Source organism: Kribbella swartbergensis, from assembly GCF_054784135.1.
On the sequence record NZ_BAAGPM010000003.1, the window covers coordinates 19,460 to 33,135 of the forward strand.

At 68.9% G+C, this 13,676-nt stretch carries 11 protein-coding genes; 4 read left to right on the forward strand and 7 right to left on the reverse strand.

The annotated features are described in order from the left end of the window. Positions 1-68: 68 nt before the first annotated feature. Positions 69-1,460 (reverse strand): FAD-binding oxidoreductase, encoded by a 1,392-nt coding sequence (locus tag ACYVOK_RS00170; protein WP_460660124.1) that lies wholly within the window; start codon positions 1,458-1,460, stop codon positions 69-71. Between the two features lie 176 nt (positions 1,461-1,636). On the opposite strand from ACYVOK_RS00170, the gene ACYVOK_RS00175 reads away from it, so the two are divergent. Together ACYVOK_RS00175 and ACYVOK_RS00180 are read left to right on the forward strand one after the other, a co-directional pair. After that, positions 1,637-2,851: a DUF2786 domain-containing protein gene (locus ACYVOK_RS00175; protein WP_460660125.1), complete on the forward strand. Its 1,215-nt coding sequence runs from the start codon at positions 1,637-1,639 to the stop codon at positions 2,849-2,851. Then, positions 2,848-3,366, forward strand: a complete 519-nt coding sequence (locus ACYVOK_RS00180; protein WP_460660126.1) for a dTDP-4-dehydrorhamnose 3,5-epimerase family protein — start codon at positions 2,848-2,850, stop codon at positions 3,364-3,366. The genes ACYVOK_RS00175 and ACYVOK_RS00180 overlap by 4 nt, the downstream gene beginning before the upstream one ends. On the opposite strand, the gene ACYVOK_RS00185 is transcribed toward ACYVOK_RS00180, so the two are convergent. Next, a complete protein-coding gene (locus ACYVOK_RS00185; protein ID WP_460660127.1) occupies positions 3,347-3,925 on the reverse strand; it encodes a TetR/AcrR family transcriptional regulator in 579 nt (192 codons plus the stop codon). The two genes, ACYVOK_RS00180 and ACYVOK_RS00185, sit on opposite strands and share 20 nt — an antisense overlap. Before the next feature lie 176 nt (positions 3,926-4,101). Here ACYVOK_RS00185 and ACYVOK_RS00190 point away from each other — a divergent pair, with 176 nt between their 5' ends. Then, positions 4,102-5,586, forward strand: coding sequence for a DHA2 family efflux MFS transporter permease subunit (locus ACYVOK_RS00190; RefSeq protein WP_460660128.1), 1,485 nt, complete (start codon positions 4,102-4,104; stop codon positions 5,584-5,586). 46 nt (positions 5,587-5,632) lie between these two features. On the opposite strand, the gene ACYVOK_RS00195 is transcribed toward ACYVOK_RS00190, so the two are convergent. The 4 genes from ACYVOK_RS00195 to ACYVOK_RS00210 form a co-directional block, all read right to left on the reverse strand. Next, complete coding sequence (locus ACYVOK_RS00195) at positions 5,633-6,601, reverse strand: GNAT family N-acetyltransferase (RefSeq protein ID WP_460660129.1); 969 nt, start codon at positions 6,599-6,601, stop codon at positions 5,633-5,635. 41 nt (positions 6,602-6,642) lie between these two features. Continuing rightward, entirely contained in the window at positions 6,643-7,677 is a 1,035-nt protein-coding gene (locus ACYVOK_RS00200; RefSeq protein WP_460660130.1) for an alpha/beta hydrolase, read from the reverse strand. Positions 7,678-7,695: 18 nt separating this feature from the next. After that, positions 7,696-9,378, reverse strand: coding sequence for an arginine--tRNA ligase (argS, locus tag ACYVOK_RS00205; RefSeq protein ID WP_460660194.1), 1,683 nt, complete (start codon positions 9,376-9,378; stop codon positions 7,696-7,698). 126 nt (positions 9,379-9,504) lie between these two features. Beyond that, positions 9,505-11,727: a bifunctional glycosyltransferase/CDP-glycerol:glycerophosphate glycerophosphotransferase gene (locus tag ACYVOK_RS00210; RefSeq protein ID WP_460660131.1), complete on the reverse strand. Its 2,223-nt coding sequence runs from the start codon at positions 11,725-11,727 to the stop codon at positions 9,505-9,507. 24 nt (positions 11,728-11,751) lie between these two features. Here ACYVOK_RS00210 and ACYVOK_RS00215 point away from each other — a divergent pair, with 24 nt between their 5' ends. Beyond that, on the forward strand, positions 11,752-12,531 hold the full coding sequence (locus ACYVOK_RS00215) for a Fic family protein (RefSeq protein WP_460660132.1): 780 nt from the start codon (positions 11,752-11,754) through the stop codon (positions 12,529-12,531). 282 nt (positions 12,532-12,813) lie between these two features. Here the strand turns inward: ACYVOK_RS00215 and ACYVOK_RS00220 are convergent, their stop codons facing one another. After that, positions 12,814-13,638, reverse strand: coding sequence for an HAD family hydrolase (locus ACYVOK_RS00220; RefSeq protein ID WP_460660133.1), 825 nt, complete (start codon positions 13,636-13,638; stop codon positions 12,814-12,816). Between the last annotated feature and the right edge of the window lie 38 nt (positions 13,639-13,676).

Sequence of the window (13,676 nt, forward strand, 5' to 3'; positions counted from 1 at the left end):
CCAGGACGATCCGCGGTGACAGCATCCCCTCCAGGCAGCATCATCCTCGGCCGGGCTCAAGGCAACCTTCAAGCAGGCTTGATGTTCTGGTTCCGGTGGAACACGTTGTCCGGGTCGTACTTCCGCTTGAGCTCGACCAGCCGGTCGTACTTGGCGCCGTACGACGCCCGTAGCCGCGCCTCGTCCTTGTCGGTCAGGCCGTTCACGTAGACGCCGATGCCGAGCGCATGCGGCAGCAACGCGTCGTACAACGAGCGGACCCAGGCCCGCTCCGGCTCCAGCCCCTCGGCCGTCGGGGACACCGCGATGGCGAACATGGCGTAGCGCTTGGTCCGGCCGCCACTGAACGCGGTGGCGTCCTCGGCGGCGTCGCAGTACGCGCCGTCCAGGTGGTAGAACAGCACGACCGACATCGGCGAGGTCTTCTGCGGCAGGAGCCGGGTGACCGCCTCGATCGCGCCGTCGTTCAGATCCTCGAGGTAGCAGCCCTTCTCGTAGTTGTACAGGCCCCAGTCGTTCGCCTCGTCCAGCATCTGCTGCAGTGCGACGTACGGCATCGGCGTGACGAATTCGAACAGCGGCGGCACCGTGCTCCGCAGCGTGTCGAGCGCCGCCGCGTGCTGCTCGAACGAGCCGAACCCGACGACCATCAAGGCGTACGTCGGCCGGAGGTGGTGCTGCTCCGGCACGAACGGTGCCGGCGGCGCGTTCACGCAGGCGACCACCACGTTAATCTCTCGCGGCAGGCTCGGGATCACCTCACGTGCCATCCGCAGCATCTCGGTGCCCTGGTCGGGACCCCAGAAGAGCATGGCGTACTGCACCATCGGGCCGACCTCGTGCAGCCGGAACTCGAACTCCGTCACCACGCCGAAGTTGCCGCCGCCACCGCGGACGGCCCAGAACAGGTCCGGGTTCTCGTCCTCGGCGGCGCGCAGCAGGCTGCCGTCGGCGGTGACGATCCTGACCGACTCCAGGTTGTCGATGCTGAGGCCGTGCAGGCGGGTCAGCCAGCCCATCCCGCCGCCGAGCGTGAGCCCGCCGACACCGGTGTGGCTGACCACCCCGGCCGGTACCGCCAGGCCGTGGGCCTGCGTCGCCGCATCCAGGTCACCGAGCTTCGCGCCGCCGCCCACCCGGGCCCGGCGTGCCTCCGGATCGACCGTCACCTGGTTCAGCAGGCTGAGGTCGATCATCAGGCCGTCGTCGACCGACGACGACCCGGACATGCTGTGCGAGCCGCCGCGGACGGCGATCTCGAGTCCGTGCGCCACCCCGAACCGGACGGCGGCCTGCACGTCCTTCGCGGTCCTGACCCGCGCGATCACGGCGGGTCGCCGGTCGTGTGCGGCGTTCCACAGCCGCCGCGCGTCGTCGTAGCCGTCCTCGCCCGGGCCGAGCACGGTGCCGTCCAGCGCCGCGCGCAGTTCGTCGAAGCCGGCTTCCGCCAGTTGAGTCATTGCGTTCCCTCCCCGATTGTTGCTGTCAGGCCAGATGCCTGCGCCCCCACCGACAGCGTCCTTTGACTCGATCGTCGCGCGCTGTCTTCAGCCAGCCTTCAGATCCGCCGAGTTCTCCCACAAGGGATCCCGTTCCCGTTTGGGCGGGAACTTCGGCGGGTGTCAGACTCGACCGGGTGAGTGACGAAGAGATCCTGCGGATGTTGCCGATCGCGGCCACCGTCGTTGCCCTGAACGACGACCGGGCCGACGCGCAACTGGCCCGGCTGGGCGCGTACGACGAGCGCGACCAGGCCCAGGTGGATCGCTGCGTCCAAGGATTCCTGACCGGTCTGGTCCGCACTGCCTGGGAGCGCGGCTGGACGCCCGCTGATGTCGTCCAGCACGGCCGGCGTCAGCTGGATCCCGGTGCCGAGCCGTTGCTGCTCGCCGCGATCTCCTCCGAGCACACGACGTACCGGTCCGCGACCATCGACCCGCGCTGGCTGGACCAGCTCACCGACCTGGGGATCTCGCCGCCCTTCACCGACCTGAGCCTGACCGGGTGGGCGGCATCGGAGCGCGTGGGCCGCTACCTCACTCTTCACCACGCCCTGTCGCTCGCCGGCTTCCTGCATGGACTGCCGATCCTCGCGCGCATCTATCCCTTGCCGGGCGCGTCGCCGGTACGGCGCCACGCACCGGCCGGACCGGTGAACGGGAAGATGCTGGCGCGAATCCGGGGACTGCTGGCCAAGGCGGAGGCGACCGAGTTCCCCGACGAGGCGGAAGCCCTGTCCGGCAAGGCGCAGGAGCTGATGGCGAAGTTCTCGCTCGACCGCGCTCTCGTCGAGGCGGACCCGGCGGTGGACATCCCGGACGACTCCAGCGCCCGCCGGCTCTGGGTCGATACGCCGTACGTCTCGGCGAAGGCGCAGTTGGTCGGTGCGGTCGCGTCGGCGAATCGCTGCCGGACGGTCGTGATCGACGAGCTGGCCGTGGTCACCGTCGTCGGTGCCGAGCTCGACCTGCAGCTGACCGAGATCCTCAGCACATCGCTGCTGGTGCAGGCGAATCGGGCGATGCTTGCCGCAGGCAAACAGATCGGCCGGCGGGGTGAGTCGCGGACCCGGTCGTTCCGGCAGTCGTTCCTGATGGCGTACGCGCAACGGATCGGGGAGCGGCTGCAGGCGACCGCCGCCGCCACACAGGCCGCCGTACCGGAAGCGGATGCGGACCGGCTCTTGCCGGTGCTGGCGAAGCGCGAGGAGCAGGTGGACGCGTTGTTCACCAGGCTGTTCCCGAACACGACGACCAGGCGGACCAGGATCACCAACGGCGCGGGCTGGGAGGCCGGCCTCACCGCCGCGGACGAGGCCCAGCTCGACGCGCGCCGGCAGGTCCGCCGATGAGCATCCCCGGTGTGCTGCGGATCGAGCTGGACGTGCAGCCCAACGACGACGGCTGGTTCAAGGAGAACTTCCATGCCGCCAAGCTGGAGGCCGCCGGGATGCCTCGCTTCGAAGTCCGGCAGCACAACGTGCTGTATCTCGCCGAACCGGGCATCACGCGGGGGATTCACGCCGAGCCGTGGGACAAGTACCTGTCGCCCTCGGCCGGCCGGGTGTTCGCGGCGATCGTCGATCTGCGCGACGGTGAGACCTTCGGCCGGGTGGAGACCTTTGTGATCGGCGCCGGGCAGGCACTCTACGTGCCTCGCGGTTGCGGCAACTCGTTCTGCACGTTGGAGCCGCACACCGTCTACAACTTCCTGGTAAACGAGTTCTGGTCACCGGAGCGCGTCACTGTCGACCTCTTCGACCCGGAGCTCGCGATCGAGTGGCCGTTCCCGCGGGAGGAACTCCGCTACACCGAGCGGGACGCGGCCAACCCGTCCCTGGAGAGTGTCAGGAGGTCGGTGGCCTGAGGCCGCACAGGACGATGTCGAGCAACCGGTTGGCTTCGTCCGGCTCGATGTCGCGGCCCATGGTGATGCCGCCCACCAGGCGCATCACATCCATCAGGTCGATGTCCGGCCGGACGTCGCCGGACGCCTTCGCCCGGTCCAGCAGGAGTTCGCCGGCTTCGCGCACGTTCACCTTGCAGGACTGGAAGAACGGGGAGTCCTTGCCCAGAGCCGCGGTCAGCTCGCCGGCCAGGGTCTTCTTCGAGATGCCGTAGCCGACGAAGCTGCGCAGCCAGGCGGCCAGTGCGTCGAAGGGCTCCAGAGTTTCGGCGAACCCGTACGCCCGGTCGCAGACCGACTGGATCTCGTCGACGTACACGGCCTCGAGCAGGGCGATCCGGCTCGGGAAGCGCCGGTACAGCGTGCCGATGCCCACGCCTGCCCGCCGGGCGATCTCCTCCAGCGAGGTGTCGGTGCCGTGCTCGGCGAACGCCTCGCGGGCCGCGGTCACCAGCAGGTCGTAGTTCCGGGCCGCGTCCGCGCGGGTCGGCCGCGTGGACGGCAGCGGTGTCGAGCCCATCCCGGCCTCCTCACTGTCCGTAGCGCGAAAGCCGCGCAAAGTTCGCACGGTAAATCGCTTGATAAAGCGGAGGGTGCCTCCGTATCGTATCCGGAGGAGCGCTCCGCTTTCCTTCGTTCACACTCTAGCGCCCCACGCCCAACCGGTGCGCGGGGAGCGTTTGCTCAAGGAGCAGTATGTCGGCAACAACCTCAGGACCGGCCGCGACCGGCTCGCCCACGCGGCGGCCGGGGGTCGTCCTCGCAGTCATCCTGATCACCCAACTCATGGTCATCCTCGATGCCACCGTGGTGAACATCGCGATGCCGAAGATCCAGCAATCCCTCGACTTCAGCCCGTCCAGCCTGTCCTGGGTGCAGAACGCCTACGCGCTCGCGTTCGGCGGTCTGCTCCTGCTCGGCGCCCGCGCCGGCGATCTGCTCGGTCGCCGCCGTGTGTTCGTCACCGGCGTCGTCGTCTTCACGCTGGCGTCACTGCTCGGCGGCCTCGCCCCGAACGCGGAGTTGCTGCTCGCTGCCCGCGTCCTCCAGGGTGTCGGCGGTGCGATCGCGGCGCCGGCGGCTCTGACCTTGCTCATGCTCACCTACCGCGAAGGCCCGGAGCGGATGAAGGCACTCGGCTACTACAGCCTGGTGTCGTCCGGCGGCGGCAGCGTCGGCCTGGTGCTCGGCGGCATGCTGACCGACTGGGCGTCCTGGCGCTGGGGCCTGTTCATCAACGTGCCGATCGGTATCGGACTCGTCATCGCGGCCCGGCAGGTGCTCACCGAGACCGAGCCGGAGACCGGCCGGTTCGACGTGGCCGGTGCGCTCACCTCGACGCTCGGCATCACGTCACTCGTCTACGGTTTCATCCGGGTCGCCGAAGTCGGCTGGTCGTCGGCCGAGGTACTGGCCGCGTTCGTCGCCGGCGTGGTCCTGCTGGTCGCGTTCGTCCTGATCGAGCGCCGGGTCAGCCACCCGATCGTGCCGCTGCGGCTGTTCCGGTCGGCCGACCGCTCGGCGTCGTACGTGACCATGCTGCTGGTGGTCGGGACGATGTTCGGGATGTTCTTCTTCCTCACGCAGTACCTGCAGGGTGTGCTCGAGCTCAGCCCGCTGGCGGCCGGTCTGGCCTTCCTGCCGCTCACCGGTCTGCTTTTCGCCGCGTCGCGGATCGTCCCGAAGCTGGTCGCCCGGATCGACGGCGGCAAGCTGATGCTCACCGGGTCCGTCCTGGTCACCGCGGGCACGGTGTGGCTGACCCGGCTGGACACGCGCAGCACCTACCTGGCCGACGTGGTCGGGCCGATGCTGCTGTTCGGTCTGGGCGCCGGGATGATCTTCATCCCGCTGGTCGGCCGGGCCATCTCCGGTGTGGCGCCGGAGGACTCGGGTGCCGCCTCGGGCATGCTGAACGTCGTCCAGCAGGTCGGTGGCGCGCTCGGTCTCGGCATCCTGGTGACGATCTTCGGTACGGCGAGCCGCAACTCCACCTCGACCGCACCGCGCGAGATCCTCACCGACGGGGTGCACGCGGCCTTCGTCGGATCGCTGATCTACGCCGCCCTGAGCCTGACGATGATCGTCCTCAGCGTCCGCCCGTGGACCTGGTTCCGCCGTGACCGGCCGACGCCGGTCGAGCCGGTCGTCGAGCCCGTGGCCGTCGACACCCACGTCTGACGCAACGATTCAGCGGTACGCCGGCCACCGGCGTACCGCTGATCCGTCAGAGCGGCAGCCCGTAGCTGATCCACTTGGACGAGACCGAGAACCCGAGGCTCTCGTACAGGCCGAGTGCGCCGGTCGGGTTGTCCGCGTCCACCCCGAGCGAGCAGCGCTGGTAGCCCGCCTCGGCCGCCTCGGTGAGTACCTTCGCCAGCGTCACCCGGGCCAGCCCACGGCCGCGGTAGGACTTCACCGTTCCGACCTGGCCGACGTACAGCTCGCGGATCCCGGTCACCTCGGTGTCCGCCTCGTACTCGTACCCGAGCACGTAGGCGGCGATCGTGTCCCCGTCCAGGACGACGTACGACGAACCGCCGCGGAAGGCCCGCGCGCCGGTGAACCAGGTCTTCCAGCTGTCCGGGTCCTTCGGCGTCGAGCCCCAGTGGTCCAGGAACACCTCGTTGTGGGCCAGTCGCAACGCCTCGTCCATCGACGGGTCGAACGGCACCAGCCGCAGCCCGTCGGGGAGGGCGACCTCCGGCACCGGCTGGTCCAGCGGCCGCTTCATGTCGAAGAAGTACCGGCGTTCCGCGAAGCCGAACTTCTCGAACAGCCGCTCCGCGCCGACGTTCGTACTGATCCTGCTGGTGGTGACCTCGCCGGGCGCATCCGGATGCTTGGCCAGGTGCACCTCGCCGGCCCGGTTGATCAGCCACGGCATCAGCGCCGTACCGATCCCGCGGCGTCGCCACTGCGGATGGACCGTCCCCTCGGTGCGGACCCGGTCGATGTCGACCACCGCGTCCGCGCCCTGCACCTTGCCGTACGCGATCATCCGGCCGTCGGCCCACAGGCCGACGGTGTCCAGCGCCGGATCCAGGTGCGGGTCCTCCAACTCGTCGATCAGGTCCTGGGCGTCGTAGTTCTCGCCCTCCTGGTCCACCTTCTCCTTGGCGGCCAGCAACTCCGCCCATGCGTCCGCGTCACCCTTGTCGATCGGGCGCGCGTCGATCCCCTCCGGCCAGCTCATGGACCGAAGGTACGGCGTGGTGCCACGCGGGGGCACCCGAATTACTGCGGGGTGAGTTGCTCGACCAGCCAGCGCACCGCGAGCGGGTAGCGGTACTCGATCCCGCCGTGAGTGCCTTCGAACAGCTCGAAGTGCAGCCGCTCGTCCGGCACGCCCACCTTCTGTGCCGCCCGGTGGAACGCGGTGGCGCCGAGGTCGAGGTAGTACTCGTCCTGCTTGCCCGCGTCGATCCACACCGCCCGCATCGACCGCAGCGCGTCGGCGTACTGCGGTTCGCGGACCATCTCGACCGGGTCGCGGGACAGCCAGCGGGCCCAGATCTCCGGGATGACCGCGCCGAGGTCGTCGAACGGCAGCAGCACCGTGCCGTCCGGCTCGGCCGAGTACGCGGATGAGTAGCCGTAGATCTCGAGCAGGTGCAGGTCCTCGTTCGTGGTCCGGCCGGTCCGGGTCGCCACCGACTCGAAGAACTTGTCGTAGCTTCCGTCGTACTTGTCCCGCAGCGTCCGTGCCCGCTCCGGGAACTCGGGCCGGTAGCACAGTTCGAAGGCAGCGTCGCCGGCGTGCGTCGCGAGTGCGCCGAACACGTCGGGCCGCAGCAGCGGTGTCACCATCGCGGTGTAGCCGCCGCTGGACTTGCCGGTGATCGCTCGGTGGTCGCGGTCGGCGATGGTCCGGTACGTCGCGTCGACCCAGGGCACGATCTCCTCGCACAGATAGGAGTGGTACTGCCCGGTGCCGGGGGAGTCGAGGCACTGGCTGCCGCCGTACTTCGTCCACGAGTCGACGAACACGACGATCGCCGGCGGTACGTCGCCGGTCGCGAAGAGCGCGTCGAGCAGCTCCGGATACGGCTGCCGGAACGGCGTGCGGTTGAACCACATCCCGATGTGACCGGTGTACCCCATCGTCACGTAGATCGAGGGATAGCGCTGGTCCGAGTCGTCGTACCCCGGTGGTAGGTAGACGAGCACCGGCCGCTCGTGGGGGTCACCCAGCGGGTTCCCACGGAGCAATTCGCTCACGTACGTCGTCTGCTCGAATCGGCCGGCGAGTTCCGCGGACCACGGCAACATGGGCAACCTCCTGGCGAGTCACATGGCGTCGGGGGCCGCGATACCGAGCAGGCCCAGTCCATCGTGCAACACCTTGCGGGTCGCCGTGCAGAGCGCGATCCGGCTGGCTCTCGTGTCACCTTCGCTCGTCAGCACCGGACACCGCTCGTAGAACGCGGACAATGCGGTGGCGACGTCGTACAGGTAAGTGCACAGCCGATGGGGCTGCAGGGTCTCGGCCACCTGGACGACGACGTCGGCGAAGCCGGTCAGCAGCAGGGCGAGCCGTTCTTCCGCCGGGTCCTTGAGTTCGCTGATCTGGTCGTACTCCCCACCGGCCTTCGAGAGCAGCCGGGTCAACCGGGCGTGCGCGTACTGCAGGTACGGCCCGGTGTTCCCGGTCATCGCGACCATCCGGTCCAGGTCGAAGACGTAGTCGTTACCGCGGTCGCTGGACAGGTCGGCGTACTTGACGGCCCCGATCCCGACCGCCTTCGCCGTGGCCTGCCGGTCGATGCCCTCCCGGCCCTCGAGCAGTGCGTCGGCCCGCGCGACCGCCTCTTCGAGCAGCGTCGCGAGCTTCACCGTGTCACCGGCTCTGGTCTTGAACGGCTTACCGTTCGGTCCGAGTACTGTGCCGAAGCCGACGTGTTCGGCGGTGGTTGTCGCGGGCAACCAGCCGGCGGCGCGGGCGAGGGTGAAGATCTGCTCGAAGTGCAGGGCCTGCCGATGGTCGACGACGTACACGATCCGGTCGGCCTGCAGGGTGTTGACCCGATGCCGTACGGCGGCGAGGTCGGTGGCGCTGTAACCGAAGCCGCCGTCGGACTTCCGCACGATCACCGGCAGCGGCTGTCCGTCCCTCCCTGTGAAACCCGGCAGGAACGCGCACAGCGCGCTATCCGACTCGGTGATCAACCCGTCGCGCAGCAACTCGTCGACGATCCGCGGCAGGTCGTCGTTGTAGGCGCTCTCGCCGACGACGTCGTCGCGCGTCAGGTTGGAATCGAGGAGGGCGTAGACCCGCTCGAAGTCGTCCAGCGAGACGTCGACCATCCGCCGCCAGATCGCCCGCGTCGCCGGATCGCCGGACTGCAGCAGGACGACCCGGGCCCGGGACTTGTCCGCGAAGGTGCTGTCGGCATCGAAATGCCGCCGGCTCCGCTCGTACAGCAGCTGCAGTCCCTGCAGGTCAAGGGATTCCGCGTCGAGCTCTTCCTCGAGCAGTTGCTCGATCATCATGCCGTACTGCGTGCCCCAGTCACCGACGTGATTCTGCCGGATCACGTCGTACCCGACGTACGCCAGCACGTTGCAGAGCGCGTCCCCGATGACGGTCGACCGGAGATGGCCGACGTGCATCTGCTTGGCGACGTTCGGCTGGGAGTAGTCCACGACGACCCGCTGGTCCCGCTTGGCGAAGGTCGGTGGGTCGTTGACCGCGGCCGCGAGGACCGACGGCAGCAGGGTCAGGTTGACGAAGCCCGGGCCGGCGACCTGCACCGGCCCGCAGAGATCGGCGACGTCGAGCGTCTCGACCAGGCGGGCGGCGACCTCCCGCGGCGGCCGGCCGAGGGCGTTGCCGAGCCGGAGGGCGAGATTGCTCTGGTAGTGGCCGAACTCGGGCCTGGTCGCCGATCTGAGTTCAGGATCGAGGTCGCCGTACGACGAGCCGAAAGCGGCCGCGGCGGCGGTGGACAATCTGGTGGCCAGGACAGGCAGAACTGCGGACATGACAGGTCCCTCGGGGTAGACGCACTGGAACGACGAGGTGTTCAGACAGTGCGTCGTCGTCGCAGGCCGGACCGCAGGCGCAGCGCGCTCACGGACTCCGGGCTGATCGACATGTCAGCCATTATGCATGAAGTACGCCGACGGCGCCGGGCTGCGGTCGGCCAGCGGCACGATCGGCGGTACGTCGGTCTCGCCCAGGAACACCCGGCGGACGACCCGCTCGGCCGCGCGTCCGTCGTCGAACTCGCAGAACTTCTCCCGGTACAGTTGCCGGTGCTTGGCCGCCTCCGCGGACGCGAAAGCGCCGGTCTGCAACAGGGTCAGCAACTCCTCCGGCGACCGCGCGACCAGCCCGGGCGGGAACTCGGTGATGTCGAAGTACGTGCCGCGGCGGCCCTCGTAGAAGCCCTGGTCCTCGACCAGCAGCACGATCGGCCGGTCGAGGTTCGCGTAGTCGAAGGTGATCGACGAGTAGTCCGAGATCAGCACGTCGGCCGCCAGCATCAGCTCCTCGACCGACGGGTGGTCCGACACGTCGATCACCTTGCCGGAGTGGATTTCCGGTGCCGCGGACAACGAGTAGTGCGTCCGGACCAGGACCCGGCCGTGCTCGCCGACGGCGGACCCCAACCGGTCCAGGTCGAGGTGGATCCCGGTGCCGCCGAGGTCGACCAGCCCGGTGGGCAGCCGGACCGAGTCCACCCCGTCGCGGAACGTCGGCGCGTACAGCACCACCAGGTTCGAGTCGTCGAATCCGAACCGGGCCCGGATCGCCCGGACGTCCTCGATCGTGGCGTTGACCAGCCGGTCGTTCCGCGGATAGCCGTACTCCAGCTCCTCAAAGTACGACGGAAACGTGCGTTCCCAGATCTCGGAGGAGTACCGGTTCGACGAGAGGCTGAAGTCCCACCGGTCGACCTGGCGCATCAGCTCCTCGAGGTCCAGGTCCTTCGCGGCCAGCGGGAAGTGCCGCAGGTCGGTCCCCATCGTCTTGAGCGGCGTACCGTGATGAGTCTGCAGGTGGATCTGCCCCGCCCGCTTCTCCAGCTCCTTCGGCCAGTTCATGTTGCTGATGAAGTACGTCGCCGTGTCCAGCAGCTTCTGGTACGCCGGTGAGCCCGCGACGACGTACTCGACACCCTCCGGGACGGCCTTGAGGTGGTCGCTGTCCACGACCCAGACGCCGCGCACGTGCGGCGCCAGGTCGGCCGCCTTCTCGTAGATCGCCCGCGGGTTGCATGCGTACTGCTTGAACCAGTACGAGCCGTACACGGCCAGGTTCGGGTCGAGTTTGGCGCGGTGGAGCAGTTTGCCGACGGTCTTGCGGGGACTCGGGACCTGCAGCACCTTGGCGCTCAGCTTGAGGGTCGAATAGGTCGCGTAGTCGTCGTGGATCAGCAGCCACCGCTTGAACCCGCGCCTGGTCCGCTCCGCGCGGTACCCCTCCGGTTTCCAGCGTCTGGCGAACGCGTGCGCCGCGTGGAAGAACTCGGCGCGGTCCTCCGGATCGATCCGCTCCGGCTTCGCGAGGACGGCGAGGATGTGGTCCAGCGACCGGTCGAACGCGAACCGCCGCCAGCCGGCCAGCTCCGGGTCGGACTGGATGAACGCGTGCACCCGGTCGTACTGGTCGAAGATGTCCCACTGCCTGCGGCCGCTGGTCGCGTGGATGTTGCCGCCGGTCCGGTGCTGCCGGTAGTGCACCACCACCCGGTCCAGGGTGGCGATCCGCTCGGCGGTGAGCATGGTCGAGTACGTCCAGGGCGCGTCCTCGTAGAAACCTGCGGTGAACGCGAACCCGTGCCGGGTGAGGAACTCGCGGCGGTAGGCCTTGTTCCACACCACCTCGAGAAAGGTGAGGAAGATCGGCCGCTCGGCCGCCGTGAAGACGCCGGCGCCATGCCCGGCAAAGGCGTCGTGCCGCTGGTTGCCGACCACCCGGCCGTCCCAGAAGATCCGCTCGTAGTCGAACATCAGGATGTCCGGTCGGCCGGTGGCCTCGATCCGGTCCGCGATCGCCTCCAGCGAGCCGGGCAGATAGAGGTCGTCGGCGTCCAGGAACAGCACATAGTCGCCCCGGCACTCCTTCAGCCCGGCGTTCCGGGCCAACCCGAGACCGACGTTCTCGTCCAGATGCAGCACCCGCAGCCGCGGATCGGCGGCCGCGTACTCGTCCAGGATCCGCCCCGAACCGTCGCGGTCGGCATCATCCACCCCGATGATCTCGAAGTCGGTGAACGACTGCCCGAGCACCGAGTCCAGACACGGCCGCAGCCACGCCCGGGAAGCGTGACAGGGGACCACGATGCTGAACCTGGGGACGGTGCCGAGCGCCATGCCACGTCATCCTAGGGTGCAGTCATGAGTGTAGATGTGTTCGAGCCACTGGGCGGTCTGGAAGGGGTCGGGTCGGCGGCCCGGGCGGCCCGGGACGCGGTCGACGTACTGCTCCGGGACCGCGGCCTGCGCAAGGTCGGCTCGGACGTGACAGCCGAGGCCCTGCTGCGCGGCGCCCACGCCTCCGCCGCCCTGGCCGGCAGCCCGGCGACCCTCGACGAGGTACGACGCGGTACGGCCGACCCACTCGCCGCGGGGGCGGTCCGGATCACCGGCGAGTTGATGCGGCTCGCTCCCCAGTTGGACACCGCTCCGGTACAGGTCTGGACCAGACTGCACCAGTTGGCCGCGGTTGACCTGGGTCCGGAAGACCAGTTGGGTCATCTGCGGACCAGTCGGGAGCCGGCCCCAGATGACATCCCGGGCCTGCCGCCGGCGCCTCCGGCCGACGAGATGTGGGAACGGCTGAGCGCACTCGCCCAGAATCTCACCCGCCCGACCAAGGCACCCGGTCTCGTGGTCGCGGCGATCGTGCACGCCGAGCTCGCCGTTCTTCGCCCCTTCCCGACCGCGAACGGACTCGTTGCCCGGGCCGCCGAACGCGCCGTGTTGGTTGCCCGAGGCATCGATCCGGTGGCCGTCACGGTTCCGGAGGCCGGTCACTACGAGTTGGCGGCGACCTATCCGTCCGGGCTCGGCGACTACGCAGCGCAAGGGTTGACCGGGGTTCGTGACTGGCTGCTGCGGACCTGCGAGGTCGTGTCACTGGGTGCCGAACGATCGCCGCTGGCCCAGACCCGCTGACATGCGAACGGCGTTCTCTGGCGAGAACGCCGTCGCTGGCACGTCATCCCGGTTACCATGCGTGCACCTGTCTGCCGCCACAGGACTTGCCTGGGTCGTGCTGCCCGGTTGGGATGGGCTGGTCGCCGCGTGGGTACCTGAATGCCGTGCAATCTCTACCGGACCCGAAGGTCCTTTGTGCTTCCTTTGTACTCCTGAAATCCCTTCCTGTGAAGGGCGCACGCGGCGTTCATACAGTTGAGAAGAATGAAGCTCTCTGCAGCTTCGAGGGGTCCCCGCGGGTCATTCCTCGGCCGGCCGGGTGCGGCGGCGAGCGGCCAGGAACAGTGCCCAGGCGGCCAGGCCGGCGACGGCTGCGGTCGCTACAGCGGGTCGCCGTACCTCGCGGAAACGGCCGCGTTCGGCCAGGCCGACCGGCTCGTTGAAGGTGAGCACCGGCCAGCCCCGAGCGGCCGCCAGCCGGCGCAACGCCTTGTCCGGGTTGACCGCGAAGGGGTGCCCGACCGCGGCCAGCATCGGCTCGTCGGTGATGGAATCCGAGTAGGCGTAGGAGTTCTCCAGGTCGTAGCCCTCGGCCTCGGCCAGCGCCCGGATCGCGGTCGCCTTGTACGGGCCGTAGGCGTACTCACCGATCTCGCCCGTGTACTTGCCATCGGCAACCACCATCCGGGTGGCGATCACCTTGTCGGCGCCGAGCATCGCCCCGATCGGCTCGACCACCTCGGCCCCGGACGACGACACGATCACCACGTCCCGGCCGGCCGCGTGGTGCTCCTCGATCAGCTCCACCGCCTCCTCGTGGATCATCGGGGTGACGATGTGGTGCAGGGTGTCGGCGACGATCGCCTTCACCGTGTCGACGTCCCAGCCGGTGCACATCGCGGACAGGTACTCCCGCATCCGCTCCATCTGGTCGTGATCCGCGCCGCCGAGCAGGTAGACGAACTGGGCGTAGGCACTGCGCAGGACGGTCCGGCGGTTGATCAGCCCGCCGGCGTAGAACGGCCGGGAGAAGGCCAGCGTGCTGGAGCGGGCGATTATGGTCTTGTCCAGATCGAAAAAGGCGGCCGTTCGGGCCGTCCCGGGGTGCGCCATGGGGTCGAGCATAGGCATCGGGACGAAACGCCGGGGGCCCGGGCTTTTGT

Bases quoted from the DNA above. Each gene is read 5' to 3' on its own strand.
- ACYVOK_RS00210 (WP_460660131.1), bottom strand. From the start codon at position 11,727: ATGGCGCTCGGCACCGTCCCCAGGTTCAGCATCGTGGTCCCCTGTCAC.
- ACYVOK_RS00170 (WP_460660124.1), bottom strand. From the start codon at position 1,460: ATGACTCAACTGGCGGAAGCCGGCTTCGACGAACTGCGCGCGGCGCTG.
- ACYVOK_RS00195 (WP_460660129.1), bottom strand. From the start codon at position 6,601: ATGAGCTGGCCGGAGGGGATCGACGCGCGCCCGATCGACAAGGGTGAC.
- ACYVOK_RS00185 (WP_460660127.1), bottom strand. From the start codon at position 3,925: ATGGGCTCGACACCGCTGCCGTCCACGCGGCCGACCCGCGCGGACGCG.
- ACYVOK_RS00215 (WP_460660132.1), top strand. From the start codon at position 11,752: ATGAGTGTAGATGTGTTCGAGCCACTGGGCGGTCTGGAAGGGGTCGGG.
- ACYVOK_RS00190 (WP_460660128.1), top strand. From the start codon at position 4,102: ATGTCGGCAACAACCTCAGGACCGGCCGCGACCGGCTCGCCCACGCGG.
- ACYVOK_RS00200 (WP_460660130.1), bottom strand. From the start codon at position 7,677: ATGTTGCCGTGGTCCGCGGAACTCGCCGGCCGATTCGAGCAGACGACG.
- ACYVOK_RS00220 (WP_460660133.1), bottom strand. From the start codon at position 13,638: ATGCTCGACCCCATGGCGCACCCCGGGACGGCCCGAACGGCCGCCTTT.
- ACYVOK_RS00180 (WP_460660126.1), top strand. From the start codon at position 2,848: ATGAGCATCCCCGGTGTGCTGCGGATCGAGCTGGACGTGCAGCCCAAC.